We start from the raw sequence: 21,937 nt of genomic DNA, 5'->3' as shown, positions 1-21,937 counted from the left end.
CATGGCGAAATTCTTCATCGATCGCCCGGTCTTTGCCTGGGTCATCGCGATCGCGATCGTGCTGATGGGCGTCATCGCCATCCCGAAAATGCCGGTTGCCCGCTTCCCCAGCGTCGCGCCGCCGACGGTCAGCATCTTCGCCAGCTATCCCGGCGCCACGACACAGACGCTGAACGACAGCGTCGTCTCCCTGGTCCAGCGCGAACTGTCGAGCGTCAAGAACCTGCTCTATTTCGAAAGCTCGGCCGATACCTCGGGCTTGGCGACGATCACCGCGACCTTCCGCCCTGGCACCAACCCCGAAATGGCGCAGGTCGATGTGCAGAACCGGCTGAAGACGATCGAGCCGCGCCTGCCGCAGGTGGTGCGCCAGACCGGCGTCACGGTCGAGTCCGCCTCGTCGGGCTTCCTGATGATCGTCAGCCTGTTGTCCGATGGACAGCAGGACGAGGTGGAGCTGTCCGATTACATGGCGCGCAACATCGTGGATGAGCTGAAGCGCATCCCCGGCGTCGGGCGCGTCCAGAATTTCTCGGCGGAGCGCGCCATGCGCATCTGGATCGACCCCGCCAAGCTCGCCGGATACGGCCTGACCGCCACGGATGTGACGGCGGCGATCGCCGAACAGAATGTGCAGATCGCCCCCGGCAAGCTGGGGGCCGAACCGACCGCCAACGGACAGCGCGTGCTGGTGCCGCTGACCGCCGACGGGCAGCTGAAGACGCCGGAGGATTTCGCGGGCGTCATCCTGAAGGCCAACACGGACGGCTCGTCGGTGACGCTGAACAAGGTCGCCCGGATCGAACTGGGGCGGCAAAGCTTCGGCAACGACACACGGGAAAATGGCAAGTTCGCCGCCTCGGTGGGCATCCAGCTGACGCCCGGCGCCAATGCCGTCGCCGCCTCCAAAGCCGTGCGCGCGCGGATGACCGAGCTTGCCCGCTCACTGCCGCCGGGCATGAGCTGGTCCGCGCCGTTCGACACCGCGCCGTTCGTCCGCATCTCGATCGAGAAGGTACTTCATACGCTGGCCGAGGCGATGCTGCTGGTCTTCCTCGTCATGTACCTGTTCCTGCAAAAGGTCCGCTACACGCTGATCCCCGCCATCGTCGCGCCCATCGCGCTGCTCGGCACGATCGCGGTCATGCTGGCGACGGGCTATTCGATCAACGTGCTGACCATGTTCGGCATGGTGCTGGCGATCGGCATCATCGTCGATGACGCCATCGTCGTCGTCGAGAATGTCGAACGGCTGATGCACGAGGAGAAACTCTCGCCCGCCGATGCCACGCGCAAGGCGATGGGCGAAATCACGCCCGCCATCATCGGCATCACGCTGGTCCTGTCGGCGGTGTTCATCCCCATGGCGCTGGCCGCCGGGTCGGTCGGCACCATCTATCGCCAGTTCTCGATGGCGATGGCGGTGTCGATCCTGTTCTCCGCCTTCCTCGCGCTCACCCTTACCCCGGCGCTGTGCGCGACGCTGCTCAAGCCGCTGGACGAGGAGCGCGCCAAGAACCGCTTCTTCGCCTGGTTCGATCGTCAGTTCGACCGCGCCACCCGCGGCTATCAGAGCTGGGTCGCGCGTCTGCTGAAGGCCAGCGGGCGGATGATGCTGGTCTTCGTCGCGATCGTCGGGATGCTGGCCATCGCCTTCGTCAACCTGCCGTCCTCGTTCATGCCGGAGGAGGATCAGGGCTATTTCATGACCAGTTTCCAGCTGCCCGCCGATGCCACCGCCAGCCGCACGCTGGCAGCGGTCAAGGCGCTGGAAAAGCACATGGCGACGCGCCCCGGCGTCGAGACGACCGAGGCGATCCTGGGCTTCGGCTTCTCCGGCTCCGGCCCCAACGCCGCCATGGTCTATACGATACTGAAGGACTGGAAGGACCGGGGCGGCACGAATGTCGGCAAGGAGGTCGCCGCCGCCGACGCCGCGATGGCCCGGGACGTCCATGAAGGACTGGTCATGAACGTCATGCCGCCCGCGATCGACGAACTCGGCACCTCCTCGGGCTTCGCGCTCCGCTTGGAGGACCGGGCGGGCAAGGGCCGCCATGCGCTGTTCACCGCACGCGACATGCTGGTCGCCTATGCACAGCGCAGCCCCAAGCTGACCGGCGTTTACGCCGAGGGGCTGCCGTCCGGGACCAGCGTGCGGCTCGACATCGACCGCGCGAAGGCCCAAGCGCTCGGCGTCCCGTTCAGCGCGATCAGCGACATGATCGGCACGGCGCTGGGCAGCAGCTATGTCAACGACTTCCCCAACAAGGGGCGGTTGCAGCAGGTGATCGTACAGGCCGAGCCTGCGCACCGCATGAACCTGGACGATGTGATGGGATTGCGCGTCAAGAACGCGGCCGGGGGCACGGTGGCGCTGGCCGAGCTGGTCACGCCGGTATGGAGCAACGGCCCGCTCCAGCTCTCCACCTATAATGGCTGCCCGTCCGTCAGCATCACCGGCACCGCCGCGCCCGGGGTTTCCAGCGGCGATGCGATGCGCGAGATGGAGCGGCTGGCGGCCGAATTGCCCCACGGCTTCGGAATCGAATGGACCGGCCAGTCGCGGCAGGAGCGTGAGGCCGGGGCGCAGGCGCCGATGTTGCTCGCCCTGTCGATGCTGGTCGTCTTCCTGGTGCTGGCGGCGCTCTATGAGAGCTGGTCGATCCCGATGGCGGTGATGCTGGTCGTGCCCCTGGGACTGATCGGCGCGGTATCGGCGGTGATGCTGCGCGGCCTGTCGAACGACGTCTTCTTCAAGGTCGGCCTGATCACCATCATCGGCCTGAGCGCCAAGAATGCGATCCTGATCGTCGAGTTCGCCAAGCAGTATCGCGAGGCCGGATACAGCCTGATCGACGCTGCCATCACCGCCGCGCGGGTACGCCTGCGCCCGATCGTGATGACCAGCCTGGCCTTCACGCTGGGTGTCGTCCCGCTGATGCTGGCGGGCGGGGCGAGCGCGGAGACGCAGCATGCGATCGGGACCGGCGTGTTCGGCGGCATGATCACCGGCACCGTGCTGGCGCTGATCTTCGTGCCGACCTTCTTCGTGGTGGTGGTGGGCCTCGCCGAACGCTGGCGCGCGCGCCGGGAGAAGGCGGCATGACGATGCGATCCCTGCCCCTTGCCCTGCTGTTGGCGACCACCGCCTGTTCGATGACGCCCAGGCTGCCCCTGCCCACCCCGCCGGTCGCCGACGCGTACCCTCTGGCGGGCGGCTCCGAGGCGCTGCCCGCATGGCGCGACATGTTCGGCGATGCCCGGCTGCAAAGCCTGATCGCGCTGTCGCTCGACGCCAATCGCGATCTGCGCATCGCCGCGCTCGATGCCGAAGCCGCGCGCGCCCAGCTGCGCGTGCAGCGCGCCCAGGCGCGGCCCGGCGTCCATGTCGACGCGGGCTATACCCGTCAGCGCCAGCCCGCCAGCGTGGCCGGCGCGGGCATCGGCCTGACGCCGGGCAACGGCCCGACGGGCTTCGAGTTCGGCCAGTTCAGCGTGCAGACGGCGCTGACCGGGTTCGAACTCGACCTGTTCGGCCGCCTGCGTGCGTTGAACGAGGCCGCGTTCCACCGCTGGCTCGCCTCGGTAGAAGCGCGGCGCACCGTCCGCCTGACCGTGATCGGGGCGGTCGCCGATGCCTATTGGAACGAACGGCTGGCCGACGAGCAACGGGCACTGACCCGTTCGACGCTGGCCGACTGGCGCGCGTCGCTGGAGATCACCCGGCTCCGAAAGGACGCCGGACAGGCGAGCGGTGCCGACCTGGCGCAGGGCGAAGGACTGGTGCGACAGGCCCAGGCCGATCTGGCCCGGCGCGAGCGCGAATGGGTGCAGGCGACCAACGCGCTGGTGCTGGCAGTCGGCGCGCCGCTGCCGCGCGACCTGCCGCCCCCCACCCCGCTGATGGATCAGCCGATCCGCACCGCGCTGGCGGCCGGAACCCCCTCCGACCTGTTGACCCGGCGCCCCGATATCGCGCAGGCCGAGCAGGCGCTGCGCGCCGCCAATGCGGATATCGGCGCGGCACGCGCGGCCTTTTTCCCGCGCGTCTCGCTGACCGCCGCCTTCGGTTTCGCCAGTCTCGCGCTCGAGAGCCTGTTCCTGGGGGCGAACCGCACCTGGTCCTATGCGCCCGCGATCAGCCTGCCGATCTTTCGCGGCGGCGCGCTGCGGGGCAATCTCGACCTCGCCCGCCTGCGGACATCCTCGGCCGTCGCCACCTATGAAAAGGCGATCCAGACCGGCTTTCGCGAGGTGGCGGACGGATTGGCCGCCCAGGCGACCTATGGCGCGCAGCTGGCCGAGCAGCGCGGGGTCGCCACCCAGGCCGAGCGCCGCGCCACGCTGACCGGGCTGGCCTATCGGGCAGGTCAGACCAGCCGCCTCGACCTGCTGGACGCGCAGCGCGCCATCTATGCCGCCCGGCAAAGCGCGCTGATCGTCCGGCGCGACCAGCTGACCGCCGCCGCCGCGCTCTACCGGGCGCTGGGTGGCGACACCGCCGCCGAAGGAACGCCCGAATGAACCGCCGCGACCGTTACACCCTGCCGATGCGAATGCTGCACTGGACCCGCGCCGCCCTGATCCCAGGCCTGATCGCGCTGGGCTGGACGATGACCTCGCTGCCCGACAGCATGACGGCCAAGTTCGCATGGATGTATCCCGTCCATAAGGAATTCGGCGTGCTGGCCTTTCTGACCGGCATCATCGCGCTGATCCTGCGCCGCCGCTCCGCCCTGCCCCGTCATCCCGCCGGGCTGGCACCATGGGAGACCATGCTGTCCTCCATGGTGCAATATATAATGCTGGCGCTGGCGATCATCGTACCGCTGATGGGCTATGCCATGTCCAGTTCGTTCACCCAGAGCGACGGCGTACCCTTTTTCGGCATCGGACTGCCCGAACTCCTGCCCAAGGACGACCACGCCTTCGCGCTCTTCGCCCTCGCGCACCGGATATCGGCCTATATGCTGCTGGCGCTGGTCGTCCTGCATGTCATGGGCGTGCTGAAGCATCGGTTCCTGGACCGCGGGCGTGACACCGACGTGCTGCGCCGGATGCTATGACCCAGCCTGTTTCGGGCGCGTATGACCCGGCGGGCATGGATCCCGGTCCGGGCTGGAAATGGCGTTTCTGGTCGATCTTCGCGGGACAGGCGCTGTCGCTGACGGGGTCGGCCATCACGCAATTCGTGCTGATCTGGTGGATCACCGACACGACCGGCGACCTGGGCGCCTTGGCGACGGCTGGCCTGGTCGCGCTGTTGCCGCAAGCGCTGCTGGGACCGCTCGGGGGCACCTTCGCCGACCGCTACAACCGCCGGATGCTGATGATCGTCTCCGACCTCATCTCAGCCTTCTGCATCGTGGTCGTGATCGCCCTGTTCCTGAGCGGCCGGATCGCGCTGTGGCACATCTACACGGCGATGTTCGTGCGCAGTGCGGCCACCGCCTTTCAGATGCCCGCCGCCTCGGCCAGCGAGGCGATGCTGGTGCCCCGGCATTTCCTCCCCCGCGTCGCCGGACTGAACCAGACGCTGATGGGCGTCGTGACGGTCGCCGCCGCGCCGCTGGGGGCGCTGGCGATCGCGGCGATGCCGGTCGGCAAGGCGTTGTGGATCGATGTCGGCACCGCGCTGCTTGGCATCGCCCCGCTCCTGGCCTTCGCGATCCCGCAACATCGCCTATCGAGAAGCGGGACCGGCATCTGGACCGAATTTCGCGAAGGCATCGGGGTCGTCTGGCAAGATGCCCGCTTGCGACGCATCTATGCGCTGCTGACCGCCGTGGTGCTGGTCATCATGCCGACCTTCACGCTGCTGCCGCTGCTGGTGAAGCAGCATTTCGGCGGCGGGGCGCAGCAGGTCGCGATGCTCGAAAGCCTGGGCGGCGCGGGCATGATCGCCGGCGGTGCGATCGTGGCGATCATCGTCCCCCGGCGGCTGGTGTCATGGATATTGTGGGGCTTCAGCTTGTCCTGCGCGACGCTGGCGCTGACCGCGCTGATGCCGTCGGGCCTGTTCTGGCTGGCGGCGATCTTCTGGGCGTTGAGCGGCCTGCTGTTCATCCTGGGCGATGCGCCCTTCACCGCCTTGATCCAGGCGACCGTTCCCAATCAGTTGCAGGGGCGCGTGCTCGGTCTGCTCGCCACGCTGATGGGTCTGGCGGCACCGTTCGGCCTTCTGATCGCCGCGCCGCTCGGGGCGTTGATCGGCGTACGCTGGCTGTTCGTCCTGACCGGCGCCCTTGGAACGCTGGTCAGCCTGCTGGCATTCCTGTCCGGCGAACTACGCAGGGCGGAGGAAAGCTAGAAGGACCATGCGGCACCGATCCTGATGGTTCGCGGTTGCAGGGGCGTCCACTGCGTCCGCCGCATATAGGCCAGCGGATTGCCCAGGGCGAAGCGGTTGCCCGCGCCGTCGAACAGGTTGAAGATATCGAGGGTCAGCGTCACCGGCCGGTGCGTCCAGGCCAGCCCCATGTCCGCCTGCGCATAATCGCCCTGCGCCAGATGGAGCGGCCCGACCCCGACCCAGGAGCGTCCGGCATAGCGGACCGAGCCGCGCAGCAACAGGTCGTCGCCGTTCGCCAGCGACCACCGCCGATCGAGCGCCACCCGCAACGAGACGGCCGGCGTATTGGGTAGCGCCTGTTCCCGCGCAAGGGCGAACGGCGGGGCAGGAGCGGTCAGCATGCTGCGGGTCAGGACGATCGCCCCGGTCAGCCGGACGGCCCGTGCGGGGCGCCACTGCACCGTCGTCTCCAGCGACCAGATCTGTCCATCGCCGATATTGGCGGTATGCGGCCCCGTCGCCCCGTAAAGGTCCGCCTGGATGCTGCGCCAATTGGCGAAGGACAGCGCCGTTTGGCCGTGGAAACGCGATGCGGGATCGCCGAACCGCAGGCCCGCTTCGATGGTGTCCAGCGTGTCGGGTCCGAACACGACATAGCCCTCGTCCGGCGATATGTCATCCGGATCGACCGACACCTCGGTGTCCAGACCATAGCCGCCGACGCGCAGCCCGCGCTGATAACGCAGATAGCCGGTGAGGCCGGGCTTCCAGTCCCAGCGCAGGGCGGCACTGGGCAGGAAGGTCACGTCACCGCCATTGGGCACCTCCACCGCAAGCCCCTGCTCGCGCCCGCCGGGCAGGATGGTGGTGCCGAAAAAGTCGAGATAGGTCGCGCGCAATCCCATGGTCGCCGCCAGCCTGTGCCCCAGCGCCAGGGTCGCTTCGCCGAACAGCGCCACGTCGACCACGCGGTTGCCGATACCGCGCAGCACCGTCCCGCCATCGCGACCGACGGTCGAATGGATCAGGCGATCGTCGCTGATCGTGGCATAGCTGCCCAGTAGGAAACCGTTGCCGCTGTCGCGGTGCCGGGCCAGGCGCAATTCCCCGGTCACGACCTGCGAGCTGCTTGCCGTCTCCAGCGCGGTGGCACCGCGCACCAGTCCCGCCGCGTCATAGCGCGCCATGACATTGTTCCGGACCAGCGACAGCGCCGCGGTCAGCGTCTGTCCCCCGGCGCTGCGATGCTGGACGGTGATCGAGCCCATCCGGAAGTCGTTCGACGACGGCTCCGCCACCGGCACCGCACGGGTCAAGGGCGGGGCGGCGGCATCGACATATTGGGCGTCGCGATTGTCGATCCGCTGATAGACGCCGCCGATATCGATCGTCCAGGCATCGTCGGGGCGGAGGCGCAAGGTCGCCCGGCCACCGCCCACGTTACTGCGGTTCACGCCCCTTCTGCCCCGGAGCGTGTCGTCGATATAGCCCGGCGTCCGCGATCCATAACCGAGGATGCGCAGCGCGGCGCGATCGCCCAGCGGCGCGTTGAGGATCGCCATGGCATCGCCGCCGGTCCCGCCATGCGCGATCCCCGTCGCCCCCAGGCCGACCGCGCCCGACCAGCGATCCAGTACCGGCGGGTTGGGTGTGACGCGTATCACCCCGCCCAGTGCGCCGGTGCCGTAGAGCGTCCCCTGCGGCCCCTCCAGCAACTCGACCGAGGCGATGTCGTAGAGCGCGAGGTTCGGATCGGGCGCGCTGTAGTTCAGCTGGATCTCACCCAGATACTGGCCGACCGTCGCCTGGCTGCCGCCCACCAAACTGCTGTCCGCGATCCCCCGCACGAACAGCTTCTCGCGCCCCGGCCCCAGGCTGGTCGTCGTCAGCACCGGCAACAGGTTCGCCAGCGCGCGGGTGTCGGCATTGGCCCCGCGGCCGATCGTCAGATCGTCGGCGGTCAGCATATGGGCGGAGCCGGGATAATCCTCGATCGGGACGCCCCGCTTGCTGGCCATCACCACGACCTCCGCGCCGACGACCGGAGGCGGCGGCGGCGGCGGCGGCGGCGGATCGCGGCGCGGCGGCGGCGGGGCCGGATCGGCGATGCGCCGCGCGCGCTCGATCCGATAGACAAAGGGCGCGGACCGCACCGCGACCAGGCCAGTGCCTGCCAGCAGGCGGGAAAGCGCCTGTTCGACGGTCATCCGCCCCCGGATGGGCGCGCGCAAATGGCGCTGCGCCAGGATCGGGTCGGTGCCCGCCACGCTGACGCCGCCTTGCAGTCCGACCGTCACCAGGGCGCGCGACAAGGGCACGACCCCGATATCGAACCAGCGCAGGTCGCCGCTCGCCGGACCTTGTCCGACGGCGGCTGTCGCAGACAGGATCGTCGGAATCATAACTCCGACGGCATGCAAAACCCTCACCGTCGCAGACGCTCGTCCGGCATGGGGTGCCCGTCCCCTGCTCCAAAGCATGATGCCATCAGCGTGATCCACCCCTCTCCTTCAGGGCAGGGGCAGGGGGTGGAGCGTTTGTGCAAACGCCGGGCCTGTGGCGATGCCCCACCCCAACCCCTCCCCTGAAAGGGAGGGGCCAGATTCGGTTCGATCCCATGTCGTCATGCTCTAGCGCGCCGGGACGAACGACAAACGACCATGGATCGCCTTGACGCGGATGGGCAGTGCCGCCTCGATCTGGCGGCGGAGCTGCGACCGGTCGGCGATCTGGAAGACCGCGGTGACCTTCATGCCGCGCAGCACCGGGTCCACTGCGACGGGCGCGCCCATATAGCGGGACAGGGTGTTCGCAACCGCCTCGATCGGCTTGTCGGTGAACACCAGCTGCCCGCGTTCCCACGCCAGCGCCTGATCCGGATCGACCCGCTCGACCGTATCCGTCCGCTCGCCGGGCTCCCGGCTGAGCGCCGTTCCTGCCGGCAACTTCGTGACGACGCCGCCATCGACCGCCGGCGATACGGATACCAGCCCTCGACGGACGGCGACCGCGAAACGGCCCCCTTCATCGAGCACGTCGAATTCGGTCCCCAGGACCCGGACGGCACGCCCCGCCGCCGTGACCGTGAAGGGGCGCGCCGCTTCATGGCGCACGTCGAACAGAACCTCGCCAGTCGCCAGCGTCGCGGTGCGCCGGTCGTCCTCCAGCCGGACCGTCACCGCGCTGTTGCGGTTCAGGGTCAGGCGCGACCCGTCCGCCAGCGTCACAATTTTCGTCGCGTCACCGCCGGTGCGATAGGTTTCGCCCTGGGGGGCGATCATCCGCGTGATCTGCGGGCCAGCCAGCACCGCCACCGCCGCGGCGGCGGCCATGCCCAGCGCCGGGAGCGCCCATCGCCGCGACCGGTCACGCTCCGCGCGTGCATCGGCAAGGGAGTGGACGGCCGCCCCCTCGCCCTGTGCGGCAAGCGGTGCCGCATCGTGCAGATCATCCGCCGCAATCCACAGGCCTTCGACCCTGGCATAGGCGGCGACATGCGCCTGATCGGCCTGAAGCCATGCGAGATGCGCCTCCCACAACTGTTCGTCCTCGCAATCCTGCAAGCGAACGAACCACTGGATGGCCGCCTCTTCCGCATCATCGGTCGTCATTGGTGCCATCACGCTACCGCCCCGTCCTTCGCTGGTCCCCCGCCATCATGGACGAAGTCGTTCCATGGGCTCCGCAATATCTTCTGGTGTCCGGGCACGGGATTATCGATCAAGGCTTTGCGAGAGATGCCGGAGGGCCGACATCATATGCTTTTCGATCAGGCTTCGCGACACGCCCATCCGCTCGGCCACCTGCGCATGGGTCAGCCCCTCGATCTTGTGCAACCGGAAACTCGTCTGCACCGCCTCGGGCAGGGCGGCGAGTGCGATACGCATCTGACGCAGTTGATCGCGGGCGATCAGTGCCTCGTCCTGGGGAACCGCGTCGCTGACGTCCTCTCCACCCACCGAGACGTTATGATTGGCCTCGCGCCAGTCTCTGTCCCGCCGTGCGCGGGCGCGGTCCTGGCGCAGACGGTCGAGCAGGATGTTGTTGCCCAGCCGATAGAGATACCCGCCTGGATGCTGCACTTCGGTATAGCAGCGCACCGAAACGACGCGCAGATAGATTTCCTGGACGATGTCCTGTCCTTCCGCCTGCCCTACTCGAGCCGCGAAGTAACGGAGCAGCGCCGCCCTGCGCGCCAGAAAAGCGTCGAGCAGTGCTGTGGACGGCGACGGGGGCGGCACGATGTCGTTCATCGGTGGCTTTTGCACGGGTTGGTTGAGGATCGGGACAAGCGGCTATCACCCCCGACATGCGCGGCCAATGGAGCGCCACGTCATCTGCACATAGTCTCCACAGACCCCCCACCAAACCATTCGATATCCATGCCGGACGCGCGATGGCGTGGGTTACTGAGTCCCCTGCCAGTCCCGTATGCGCAGGCGTGCGGCGAACAGCCCGCGCTGCGCGAACCGGCGGCCCAGCCAGCGGAAATAGCGATCCTTCAGCGCGAAGGGCGTCAGATGATAGGCCAGCCGCTCCGTGAGCGTCCATCGTATCGGCACCCGCCGCCGTCTGGACGGACTACACCAATGGGATGGCGTCATGCGCTGGCGTCCCAGCTTCATGACGCGGTGCAGGACCTCATGATCTCCCAGGACATAGGGCCAGCGAGACATGTCATAGCCGCCCGCCGCCCGCAGCGCGTCGGTGCGAAAGCAATGCCCCGCCGCGCCGACATGGGCCTGCCGAGGCAACAGGCGGGTCGCGATACATTGATGCAGCGTCATTGCGGCTGCCCGGGCGCCAAGATTGTCCGAAGGCACGAAACAGGCCGATGCCACCACGGTCCGCCCGCAGCGGTCATCGAGCAGACGCTCGGCCTGCGCCAGATAGCCGATCGGATAAAAGGTATCGGCATCGCAGGTCGCGACGAACTCCGTCTCCACCTGCGCCAGCCCGGCGCTGAAGGCGGCGGTCTGCCCGGCGATCTCGCCTTGGCGTAGAATGACATAATCGACGCCGCGACCGGCCAGGGCGCCATGGCAAAGGGCGACCGAGCAATCGGTCGAGCCATTGTCGATCAGGACCAGCTTGAACGGCCGGGTCTGGCGGCGAAGCTGTTGCAGCGTCGCGACGATCGTATCCGCTTCGTTGTAGAAGGCCAGCAGGATCGTCCATCGCGCGGCGGCGGCACTGGCACCGGCACCGGCACCGGCAACCGGTTCATCCCACCAATCCGGATCAAAGGCGACCGTCTCGTCGCAGGGTTCATATCCTGACATGCGCGATAGACGGAGACGGCGTGCCTCCACCTCAAGCCGACTTCAACTTTTCGAACGGCTGTCGTTGAGGTGATCGCCCGACCGCGTCGTCTCTGGGTCAGACAGATGGAATTCGAGGGTGCGTGCCGTTGCGGCATCGGCCGAAGGGGGACTGGGTTGATTGCTGCACCGTTGATGGCATTGCTGGCGACGACGTCCTCGCCCCTGCAAGGGACGGTTCCTCCGGCCGGGGTTTTCGATACGGTCTCGATCACCGTTGCGGAGGTCCATGCGTTCGACCCGGCGGACTTCGACCAGGTCCCGCCCCCCAGGAAACAAGGCGATCCCAACGCAGGCCCCGACACGGGCGACGAGATCGTGGTCACGGCGAGCCGCCACCGGGCGGACGATCCTATGCACCAGGTCAACAGGGCGTCCTTCGCGCTGACCGAGACGGTGGACGACGCGGTCATGGCGCCGGTCGCCCATGCTTACCAACGGACGACACCAAAGCCGATCCGAACCGGTTTGCGCAACGTCTTCGCCAATCTGCGCGAACCCGTGGCCTTCGCCAATTTCCTGCTGCAACTGAAAATCGGCAAGGCGGCGGAAACGGCGGGCCGCTTTGCGATCAATTCGACGCTCGGCCTGGCGGGTGTGATCGACGTCGCGCGCCGATGCCCGTTCAACCTTCCCCGCCGCCCGAACGGCTTTTCGGACACGCTGGGCTTTTACGGCGTGAAGCCGGGGCCGTTCCTGTTCGTGCCGCTGATCGGGCCGACGACGCTGCGCGATCTGGTCGGCGGCACGGTGGACGGAGTCGCATCGCCGCTGATCATCGGCGGGCCGTTCCGCAACCGGGCCTATATCATCACCAGCAATATTTTCCGCACACTCGATCGCCGCGCCGAAATGGATGAGGAATTGCGCACCATGCGCGAGCAGCCCGATCCCTATGTCGCACGGCGGGATCGCTATCTCGATCGGCGGGAGGCGCGGGCGCGGCGGCTGAAGGGGCTGGGCGATGCCGAAACCATGGTGGGGGAAACGCCCTATGGCCAGATCGATCCCTCAGCGAACGCCCATGGCTGCCACCATGGCCGAGACCAGCACGAGTGACCGCAACCGTCAAAGCACCATCTTTTCGGATAAACCGATTGCGGAGTCCCCGCATCGACTTCGTCTCTCGCACATCACCGCCCAGTTTGAGACGGCCGGATGGAAGGACGAACGATGCGACTTGTTGCCTTATGCCTGGCCTCTCTCCTCCTCTCGGCAACGCTGATCCCGAACACCGCGCACGGGCAGAGCTGGCACCGGGACGGATATGATCGCAGCGGATACCACGACTATCGCGACGGCTATGACGATGGCGGCGGCGACGGGTATCGGGATGGTCATGACGACGGTTACGAGCGGGGGCATGGCGACGGCTATCATCGCGGCTATGCCGATGGCCGGGACGATGACCGCCCTGCCAGCAATCCCTGCCGTGCGCAGGGCGGTGCCGGGGCGCTATTGGGTGCGGTCGGTGGTGGCTTGGCGGGTCATCTGGTCTCGGGACGCCGCGACAAGTTGATGGGAACGGCACTCGGCGCGCTGGCGGGCGGGGTCGCGGGCGACGCCATCCACCGCCGCGATCGCTGCCGGTAATCGATCTGAAAAAAGTTATTCAGGCAATTGAGGTGCGGCCCGGACCATTTCGTCACAGCATCGATGGACGATGCCATCGAACAAGATATCACGACACCGGGATTTCACCGACATGCCCAAGACCTTCACCTTCCTGAACCTTGCCATTGCCACCGCCATGACTGCGATGGCCGCGCCGGCATCGGCACAAGTGACTATCGGCGGACCATATATCGTCGGCCGCATCGGTTCGCTGATCGATTCCGATCTGAAGATGAAGGGGCCGGACACGGCGCCACCCTCGACCTTCCCGGCGAATGTCGACTTCCGGCGCGGCAAGTCGCTTGAGGGTGGCCTGGGCTATGATCTGGGCGGCTACCGGCTGGAAGCGACGGTCGGCTACACGTCGGCTCGCGCCAATGCCAAGCGCCTCGATGCCGCGTCACTGGTATCCGATGGTCGGTCCAAGACACTCAGCCTGGGCCTGGCGGGCTATGTCGACGTGCCGGTGGAAGGGCCGCTCCGACCCTTTGTCGGTGGTGGCATCGATATCGTCCGCGTGACCGAACGCCTGTCGCGCACGACGCGGACCGGCGGCCAGGGCAGCACCATGAACGGGCGGGACTGGGGCTTTCGGTGGCATGCCGATGCGGGTGTCGGCTATGCACTGAGCGACAGCACGACGGTCGAACTCGCGGGTCGCTATGCGCAGACCACCGGACTCCAGTTCGCAGGGCGGATGCCGCTCGCCAATGGCGGGACCGCCGCCACCAGCTACAAGCCGAAACTCACGGCTACCGCGATCACCGTCGGACTGCGCCAGCGCTTCTGACGGTGTGGCTGGCGGACGGGCACTCCCTGCCGTCCGCCAGCCCTCCTCCCCACGACGCCCTCCCCCGCCGATCACGGCGCCCCACGGCCTGTCCCGGGGCGTACCGTGCCCTGTCGGCCTCCCCGTTCCTGTCAGATCGGACGTTCGCTTCATGCCCGATACCCATAGCGTGGCCACCCGGCGGCTGTCCCGGCGTGCCCAGGCCACCGTCCTCGCCATCGCCGTCGGTCTGCTGGCGACCGGAACGGGGGTCTTTGCCGTATCGAACAGACTCACCGACAAGGCGACGGCTTCCGCCGTCCCCCGCCCGCCGGGCTTTCGACCGACGCCGCAGCAGCGCCAGTCGCTGACGATCGAGACGGTCGGCAGCACCCCGACGCCCGCCGCCACGATCGAGGCGACCGGCACGATCGCCGTCGACGGCAATCGCAGCACGCCCGTCTCCCCGCCCTTCGGGGGCATGGTCACCCGGCTGCTGGTCGAACCCGGACAGCATGTCGCCCGGGGTCAGCCGCTGATGACGGTCAAGTCGGTCGAATATGTCGAGGCCCGCGACGCGCTGGTCGCGGCGAGCGCGCAGCACCGCGCGGTCGTGTCGCAATGGCGACTCGCACGGCAGAATGCCGATCGTTATGGCGAGATCTACCGGACGGCGGGCGGCGCGCTGAAGGATTATCAGCAGGCATTGAGCGCGGTCGCCACCGCCGAGGGCGCTGTACAGGCCGCCGCCGCGAACGTGTCCGGCGCGCGCGGGAAGCTGGCGGTCTATGGCATGACGGCCTCCGCCATGCGGGCGCTGGAGAGCCGCCAGAGCGCCGGTGCCGCCGAAACCATCGTCCGGGCGCCCATAGCGGGCGTCATCGCGCGGCGCGACGTGGCGGCGGGCCAGTATATCGATGGCAAGGGGTCGGCGGTCATCGTCATCACCGACCCGTCCGCCGTCTGGCTGATTGCGCAGATCGCCGAACAGGACGCCGCGCATGTGCGCGTCGGCGATGCGGTAACGGTGACGACCCCGGCCTGGCCCGGTCGCCGCTTCACCGCGAAGGTGGCGCAGGTGGGGTCGGGCCTGGACCCCGCCTCGCACCGCCTGCCGGTCCGCGCGACGATCGCGAACGCCGATGGCGCGCTGAAGCCCGACATGTTCGCCAGCTTCACCATCCTGCCCCGCGCCCCGGCCGGAGAGGCCGCCCAGGCCACCGCCATGCTGATCCCCGCCAGCGCGGTGATCCGCGAAGGCGACGACGCGCGGGTGTGGGTCGCCCGACCCGACGGCACGCTGGTTCCGCGCCGGGTCGCGACCGGCCAGCGGTCGAACGGCAAGGTCCGGGTCACGGCCGGGCTGCGCCTGGGCGAGCGCATCGTCACCGGCGGCGCCCTGTTCGTCAACGAAGCCGGGACGCAGGGCTGAACGCCCTGCCCTTCCCACCCTCGTTTCGCGTCGTCCTCCTGTCAGCGAAAGCCGCATGAACCACATCGTCGCCTTCGCGCTGCACCAGCGCACCCTCATCGTCATCCTGCTGATCGCGCTGCTCGGCGCAGGCGGCGTCGCGTTCGGCAGGCTGAATATCGAGGCCTATCCCGATCCCGTGCCGCCGATGGTCGAGATCGTGACCCAGAGCCCCGGCCTGTCGGCCGAGGAGATCGAACGCAACATCACGATCCCGATCGAGGTCCAGCTGGCGGGCATTCCGCATGTCACCGCCATCCGCGCCTCGACGCTGTTCGGCCTGTCCGACATCCGCGTCCAGTTCAGCTACGACTTCAGCTATGACGAGGCGCAGCAGCGGATCATCAACCGCCTGTCGCAGATGTCGGCCCTGCCCTATGGGGCCAAGCCCGTCATCTCGCCCACCTCGCCGATCGGCGACGTCTTCCGCTACCGCGTCAAGGGGCCGCCGGGCTATTCGGTGATGGACCTGAAGACGCTGCAGGACTGGGTGGTCGAGCGGCGGATGAAGTCGGTGCCCGGCGTGATCGACGTCATCAGCTGGGGCGGCAAGACCCGCACCTACGAGGTGGTGATCGACAATAACCGGCTGGTCGCCAACGGCATGACGGTGCAGCAGGTGCTGGCCGCGCTGGGCAAGAGCAACGCCAATGTCGGGGCGCAGACGATCGACTTCGGCCCGCAATCGGCGATCGTTCGCGGCATCGGCCTGATCCATACGCCCGAACAGGTCGGCGCGGTGCTGGTCGGCGACCGCAACGGCGTGCCGGTGATGGTGCGCGACGTTGCCAGCATCCGGGTCGGCCATGTCCCGCGCACCGGCATTTCGGGACAGGACGCCGATGACGACATCGTCCAGGGCATCGTGCTGATGCACCGGGGCGCGCAGTCGACGCCGACGATCGCGGCGGTCAAGGCGAAGGTGGCGGAGATCAACGCCTCCGGCGCGCTGCCGCTCGGCGTCTCGCTCGACCGGATCTATGATCGCTCCGGCCTGATCGCATTGACCACGCGCACCGTGGTCCACAACATGATCGAGGGGATGCTGCTGATCTTCGTGATCCAATGGCTGTTCCTCGGCAATCTCCGCTCCGCCGTGATCGTCGCGGTGACGATCCCCTTTGCGCTGTCCTTTGCCGTCCTGATCCTGATCGCACAGGGCGAAAGCGCCAATTTGCTGTCCGTGGGGGCGCTCGACTTCGGCCTGATCGTCGATGCGACGGTCATCATGGTCGAGAATATCTATCGACGACTGGCCGAACGATCGCATGGCGGCTCGACGGGGTCGACCAAAGCCGATCGGTTCGCCACGATCCAGGCCGCGGCGGGCGAGGTCAATCGCGGCATCTTCTTCGCAGCCGCCATCATCATCGCCAGCTTCATCCCGCTCTTCACCCTGTCGGGCGTCGAGGGGCATATCTTCGGCCCGATGGCCAAGACCTATGCCTATGCCATCATTGGCGGCCTGATCGCGACCTTCACCGTCTCGCCGGTCCTCGCGGCGATCCTGCTGCCCGAGCGCCTGTCCGAGGTCGAGACCCGCGTCGTGCAGTGGCTTCGCCGCCTCTACCGCCCCGCCGTCGGCTTCGCGCTCGCGAACCGGCTGCTGACGCTGGGCATGGCGGTGTTGCTGTTCGTCGGCGCGGGCCTGGGCGTTCGATCGCTGGGCATCGAGTTCCTGCCGCACCTCGAGGAAGGCAATATGTGGATCCGCGCCAGCCTGCCCTCCTCGATCTCGATCGCGGAGGGACAGCATGTCGTCAACGACATCCGCCGTACGATCCACGGGTTCGGCGCGGTGGAAACGGTGGTGTCGCACCAGGGCCGCCCCGATGACGGCACCGATCCGTCGGGCTTTTCCAACGTCGAATATTTCGCGCCGCTGAAGCCCGCCGCCGACTGGCCCCAGCCTATCAGCAAGGAGGAGCTGACCCGGCGGATGAGCAAGGCGCTGACCGACCGCTTCCCCGGGGTCGAGTTCTCGTTCTCGCAATATATCGAGGACAATGTCAGCGAATCCTCGTCCGGGGTGAAAGGGGCCAATGCGGTCAAGCTGTTCGGTCCCGACCTTCCGACGCTTCAGCGGTTGGGCAATCAGGTACGCGACGTGCTGGCCAAGGTGGACGGGGTTGCCGATCTGGGCGCCTTCCCGCTGCTCGGCCAGCCGACCGTCCGGATCGACGTCGATCGCGACCGTGCCGCCCGCTATGGCCTCGACACCGACGATGTGAACGATGTCGTCCGCGCCGCAGTCGGCGGGCAGGAGGTCGGTCGCCTGTACGAGCAAACCACCGACCGTAACTTCCCCATCACGGTCCGGCTGAAGCCCGAACAGCGCGATGGGCTGGAAACCATCCGCCGGATCACGGTCGGCGCGCCCGCGCCGGGCGGTGGCCTGCGCCAGGTCCCCCTGTCCGAACTGGCAGATATCCGCCTGACCTCCGGCGCGTCCTTCATCTATCGCCAGCATCAGGAACGCTACATCCCCGTCAAGTTCGCGGTACGCGGACGCGACCTGGGCAGCACCGTCGCCGAGGCGCAGCGCCGGGTAGCGGCCGAGGTGACGCTGCCGCCGGGCTATCATGTCGAATGGGCGGGCGAGATGGGCAATCTCGACAGCGCCGTCGCCCGGCTGAAAGTCGTCGTGCCGGTCAGCCTGGCGCTGATCCTGCTGCTGCTGTTCGTCAATTTCGGATCGGCGATCGACATGCTGCTGGCCGCCTCGGTCATGCCGATGGCGCTGATCGGCGGAGTCCTGACCCTGGCGGTGACGGGCACGCCCTTCAGCATCTCGGCGGCGATCGGCTTCGTCGCGCTGCTCGGTATCTCGGCCATGGACGGGATCATCGTGCTGACCGCATTTCATCAGGCCGTCGATGAAGGCATGGAGCGCGCCACAGCCCTTGCCCATGCCTGCGAGACGAGCCTGCGGCCGGTGGTCATGACGTGCATCGTCGCCGCCATCGGCCTGCTGCCTGCCGCCATGTCGACCGGAATCGGCAGTCAGGTCCAGAAGCCGCTGGCGCTGGTCGTGGTCGGGGGAATGATGCTCGCTCCCATCCTGATCCTGCTCGTCCTGCCGGTCCTGATCGACATCTTCTCTCCGCACGGACGCCGTGCGGCCGCATCCCCCCAGTCGGACGTCGCCCTGATATGATCCGCGCCCCGCTCCTATCGCTGCTGATCCTGCCGCTCGCGGCCTGCGCGACGGTCGGCCCAAGCTTCCACGCCCCCGCCCCGCCCAAGAGCAAGGGCTATCCGGTGGCCGAGGCGGCGGGCAGCCCGGCAACCGCCCCCCAGCTGGTGCCGGGAGCCGCCGTGCCGCAACGCTGGTGGACCCTGTTCGGCAACCCCGCCCTCGATGCGCTGGTCGACGAAGCGCTGCGCGCCAATACCGACATCGCCACCGCCGAGGCCAGGCTGCGACAGGCACAGGCGCAGATGTCCGTCGCCCAGGCCGCGCGCCTGCCATCGGCGGACCTGGGCATCCAGGGCGAGAAGACCCGCACCTCGCGGTCCCTGTCGGGGGTCCTGGCCGATGACAAGCGATACCTCTATTCCTTGAGCACGACCCAGCTTTCGATCGCCTATCCGCTCGACCTGTTCGGCGGCCTGCGACGACGCGGCGAATCCGCGCGTGCAGCGGCGGAGGTGCAGGCGCATCGACTGGCAGCGGCGCGATTGACCGTCGCCACAAACACCGCGCTCGGCATCATCCGGCTTGCTTCCATCCGCGACCGTATCGACGCCGCGCGTCGCTCTGCGTCGCTTCGCCGCCAGCTGCTCGACATGTTTCGCCGCCGCTACGCACTGGGGGATATCGGCCTGGCCGAGATCGAGGCACAGCGGACCGCACTCGCACGCGCGGAGGGCGCGCTGCCTCCGCTCTATAAGGCAGAGGCCCATGAGCGGGCCCTGCTCGACACGTTGCTGGGGCGGGAGCCGGGTGCGGCCGCCCAGCCGCGAATCCCGCTCGATGCGTTACGCCTCCCCGCCGATCTGCCGCTCAGCCTGCCCGCCGAACTGGTGCGACAGCGACCCGATATCCTGGCCGGCCAGGCCCAGCTCCATGCGGCGAGTGCCGATGTCGGCGTCGCCATCGCCGCGCGGCTGCCGTCGATCACGCTCAGCGGCAATGTCGGCGGGCGGGCGATCGAATTCGACCGGATGTTCGCTGGCGGCAATCCATTCTGGACGATCGTCGGCGGCCTTACCCAGCCCCTCTTTCGTGGCGGGGCGCTGCGCCGCCAGCAGGACGATGCACAGGCTGCGCTCGACGCCGCCAAGGCGCAATATCGCGGTGTCGTCCTGGCGGCGCTGGTCGATACCTCCGATGCCTTGTTCGCGGTCCGACAGGACGGCGAGGCCGTGCGCACCGCGACCATCGCCAACGAAGCGGCCCAGCATAGCCTGCAACTCGTGTCGCAGCAGGTACGGCTTGGGGCATCGGGAACATTGGAGGCCATGAACGCAGCCGCCGCCAGCGCCGATGCCCAGGCCGAACTGATCACCGCGCGCACCTTGCGACTGTCCGATACCGTCGCGCTCTTCCAGGCGCTCGGCGGAGGCTATTCGGTCGACACGAAATAACGTCGGCCAGAGGCGGATTACCACCCTGGCCCTTCCCCCCGCTGCGCGCGCAGCGCTGATCGCCGGTCATTCGACGGGCAGCCTCATGCCCGATCAGGATGGAGCAATGCGGCGTAGGCGCCGTCCTTCGCGATCAGCGCGTCATGGGTGCCGGATTCCACCACGACGCCCCGCTGCATCACGACGATCAGGTCCGCCGAACACACGGTCGAGAGCCGGTGGGCAATGGTGATCGTCGTCCTATTCCCGGAAAGATCCGCCAGGGCCGCGCTCATCGCCTGCTCGGTGCGGGTATCGAGGGCGCTGGTCGCCTCGTCGAGCAGCAGGATCGGGGGGTCGCGCAGGATGGTGCGGGCAAGCGCCAGGCGCTGCTTCTCGCCGCCCGAGAAGCGATAGCCGCGCTCCCCGACGATGGTCTCATACCCTTTCGGCAGCGCCTCGATATAGTCGGCGATCTGCGCCGCGCGGGCAGCGGCCGCCAGTTCGGCATCGGTCGCCTCCGGCCGTGCGAAGCGGAGATTGTCGGCGATGCTGGCATTGAGCAGATAGGGTTCCTGCGTGACCACGCCGAGCATGTCGGTGAGCGACGCGAACGTCAGGTCACGGATGTCGACGCCGTCAAAGCGGATCGCGCCGTCGTCGACATCGTACAGCCGGGCCAGCAGATAGCCGAGGGTCGTCTTGCCCGAGCCGGTCGCCCCCACGATGGCAACATGCGCACCCGCGGGGATGTCGATGGAGACGTTGCGCAACGTCGGTTCGCCGCCCTTGTCATAGGCGAAGCTCACCTTGTCGATGCTGACGGCGCCGCGCATGTCGGCGAGCGCGATGGTGACGGCATCGGGGCGCTCCACGATCTCCACCGGGCGGTCGAGATAGTCGAAGACGCGGGCGAACAGGGCACGGGTGGTCCGTATTTCCAGCCCGGTGCGCAGCAGCTCCTGCAATGGCCAGAGCAGTTGCTCCTGCAACGCGATCATCGCCACCAGCGTACCGATGGAGATCGACACGTCCCGGCTGATCAGCCAGCCGCCGAGGAACAGCGTCAGCGCCGGCAGGGCATCGAGCAGCAGATGGATCAGCTGCCACTGCCATTCGCCCGCGGTGCTGGAGCGTACCTCCAGCGCGCCGACATCGGCCGAGGTGCGGCTGAAATGGCGGACGAGATGGGCACTGCGCCCCATGGTCCGGGCCAGGATGATGCCGGAAATCGACAGCGTTTCCTGCACGGTGGACGACAGGTCGGCCATGCGCTGCTGCTGGCGATCGGTATAGGCCTCGCGCTTTTCTCCGACGCGGTCGCTCAGATACACGACCGCCGGGATGATGATCATCGAGAACAGCGCGAGCCGCCAGTCGAGCAGCAGCATCGCGATCGCCGTCATCAGGACGAGGCTGACATTGCGAGCCAGCTCGTGCGCGGTGTTGGTGACCAGCGATTGCAACCCGCCAATGTCGTTGGCGATGCGCGACTGGATCTCGCCGGTTCGCGTCTTGGTAAAGAAGCCGAGCGAAAGCGACTGGAGATGGCCGTACACGCGGACCCGCAGGTCGTGCAGGATCGACTGGCCGATCCGCGCGGACAGGATGGCATGGGCGGCGTTGATCGCGGACGCCGCCGCACCGGCACCGATCAACGCCCCGACCAGCAGCGCCAGCAGGCCCATGTCGCGCTTGGGCAGCGCCTGGTCGATAATCGCGCGCAAGAGGAATGGCGTGGTGAGCCCCACCGCCGCGCCCAGGACGATCAGCAGCGCCACCAGCGCGACACGGCCGCGATAGTGTCCGAAGAGGCCCAGCACGCGCCGCAGCGAAACCTGCGCACCTTGGTCTTCCTCGTCTTCCTCCTCGGTCCTGGGATCGCCTTGCGCCATGCT

At 67.8% G+C, this 21,937-nt stretch carries 15 protein-coding genes; 10 read left to right on the top strand and 5 right to left on the bottom strand.

The genetic code is table 11. The annotated features are described in order from the left end of the window. The first annotated feature begins 1 nt into the window (after position 1). The 4 genes from BSZ14_RS02245 to BSZ14_RS02230 are packed head-to-tail and all read left to right on the top strand — an operon-like array spanning position 2 to position 6,313. On the top strand, positions 2 to 3,109 hold the full coding sequence (locus BSZ14_RS02245; RefSeq protein WP_076709610.1) for a multidrug efflux RND transporter permease subunit: 3,108 nt from the start codon (positions 2 to 4) through the stop codon (positions 3,107 to 3,109). Continuing rightward, positions 3,106 to 4,527, top strand: coding sequence for an efflux transporter outer membrane subunit (locus BSZ14_RS02240; RefSeq protein WP_089413565.1), 1,422 nt, complete (start codon positions 3,106 to 3,108; stop codon positions 4,525 to 4,527). The genes BSZ14_RS02245 and BSZ14_RS02240 overlap by 4 nt, the downstream gene beginning before the upstream one ends. Beyond that, positions 4,524 to 5,069: a cytochrome b gene (locus tag BSZ14_RS02235; protein ID WP_076709608.1), complete on the top strand. Its 546-nt coding sequence runs from the start codon at positions 4,524 to 4,526 to the stop codon at positions 5,067 to 5,069. Before BSZ14_RS02240 ends, BSZ14_RS02235 begins: the two co-directional genes overlap by 4 nt. Beyond that, a complete protein-coding gene (locus BSZ14_RS02230; protein ID WP_083748048.1) occupies positions 5,066 to 6,313 on the top strand; it encodes an MFS transporter in 1,248 nt (415 codons plus the stop codon). Before BSZ14_RS02235 ends, BSZ14_RS02230 begins: the two co-directional genes overlap by 4 nt. Here the strand turns inward: BSZ14_RS02230 and BSZ14_RS02225 are convergent. From BSZ14_RS02225 to BSZ14_RS02210, 4 genes are all read right to left on the bottom strand, one after another. After that, a complete protein-coding gene (locus BSZ14_RS02225) occupies positions 6,310 to 8,697 on the bottom strand; it encodes a TonB-dependent receptor domain-containing protein (protein WP_158069153.1) in 2,388 nt (795 codons plus the stop codon). The two genes, BSZ14_RS02230 and BSZ14_RS02225, sit on opposite strands and share 4 nt — an antisense overlap. Before the next feature lie 228 nt (positions 8,698 to 8,925). After that, positions 8,926 to 9,906, bottom strand: a complete 981-nt coding sequence (locus tag BSZ14_RS02220; RefSeq protein ID WP_076709606.1) for a FecR family protein — start codon at positions 9,904 to 9,906, stop codon at positions 8,926 to 8,928. A 102-nt stretch (positions 9,907 to 10,008) separates the two neighbouring features. Then, positions 10,009 to 10,548 (bottom strand): sigma-70 family RNA polymerase sigma factor, encoded by a 540-nt coding sequence (locus BSZ14_RS02215; RefSeq protein ID WP_042490463.1) that lies wholly within the window; start codon positions 10,546 to 10,548, stop codon positions 10,009 to 10,011. 153 nt (positions 10,549 to 10,701) lie between these two features. Then, complete coding sequence (locus BSZ14_RS02210) at positions 10,702 to 11,577, bottom strand: glycosyltransferase (RefSeq protein WP_083748045.1); 876 nt, start codon at positions 11,575 to 11,577, stop codon at positions 10,702 to 10,704. 174 nt (positions 11,578 to 11,751) lie between these two features. On the opposite strand from BSZ14_RS02210, the gene BSZ14_RS02205 reads away from it, so the two are divergent. The 6 genes from BSZ14_RS02205 to BSZ14_RS02180 all read left to right on the top strand — a co-directional run bounded on the left by BSZ14_RS02205 (position 11,752) and on the right by BSZ14_RS02180 (position 20,060). After that, complete coding sequence (locus tag BSZ14_RS02205) at positions 11,752 to 12,675, top strand: MlaA family lipoprotein (RefSeq protein WP_076709605.1); 924 nt, start codon at positions 11,752 to 11,754, stop codon at positions 12,673 to 12,675. Positions 12,676 to 12,789: 114 nt separating this feature from the next. Further along, a complete protein-coding gene (locus tag BSZ14_RS02200) occupies positions 12,790 to 13,209 on the top strand; it encodes a glycine zipper 2TM domain-containing protein (protein ID WP_076709604.1) in 420 nt (139 codons plus the stop codon). A gap of 112 nt (positions 13,210 to 13,321) precedes the next feature. Continuing rightward, positions 13,322 to 14,020, top strand: coding sequence for an outer membrane protein (locus tag BSZ14_RS02195; RefSeq protein ID WP_076709603.1), 699 nt, complete (start codon positions 13,322 to 13,324; stop codon positions 14,018 to 14,020). A gap of 151 nt (positions 14,021 to 14,171) precedes the next feature. After that, positions 14,172 to 15,431 carry an efflux RND transporter periplasmic adaptor subunit gene (locus tag BSZ14_RS02190; RefSeq protein WP_076709602.1) on the top strand — a complete coding sequence of 420 codons (1,260 nt, stop codon included), beginning with the start codon at positions 14,172 to 14,174 and terminating at the stop codon, positions 15,429 to 15,431. A gap of 55 nt (positions 15,432 to 15,486) precedes the next feature. Further along, complete coding sequence (locus tag BSZ14_RS02185) at positions 15,487 to 18,627, top strand: efflux RND transporter permease subunit (RefSeq protein WP_076709601.1); 3,141 nt, start codon at positions 15,487 to 15,489, stop codon at positions 18,625 to 18,627. Next, complete coding sequence (locus BSZ14_RS02180; RefSeq protein ID WP_076709600.1) at positions 18,624 to 20,060, top strand: efflux transporter outer membrane subunit; 1,437 nt, start codon at positions 18,624 to 18,626, stop codon at positions 20,058 to 20,060. The genes BSZ14_RS02185 and BSZ14_RS02180 overlap by 4 nt, the downstream gene beginning before the upstream one ends. Before the next feature lie 83 nt (positions 20,061 to 20,143). Here the strand turns inward: BSZ14_RS02180 and BSZ14_RS02175 are convergent, their stop codons facing one another. Next, positions 20,144 to 21,934 carry an ABC transporter ATP-binding protein gene (locus tag BSZ14_RS02175; RefSeq protein WP_076709599.1) on the bottom strand — a complete coding sequence of 597 codons (1,791 nt, stop codon included), beginning with the start codon at positions 21,932 to 21,934 and terminating at the stop codon, positions 20,144 to 20,146. Positions 21,935 to 21,937: the final 3 nt, after the last annotated feature.

Origin of the sequence: Sphingomonas sp. Sph1(2015), from assembly GCF_001970915.1 — a bacterium.
GTDB classification, from domain to species: Bacteria; Pseudomonadota; Alphaproteobacteria; order Sphingomonadales; family Sphingomonadaceae; genus Sphingomonas; species Sphingomonas parapaucimobilis.
The sequence above is the reverse complement of the archived record's forward strand: the minus strand, read 5'-3'. Positions and strand labels throughout refer to the sequence as shown.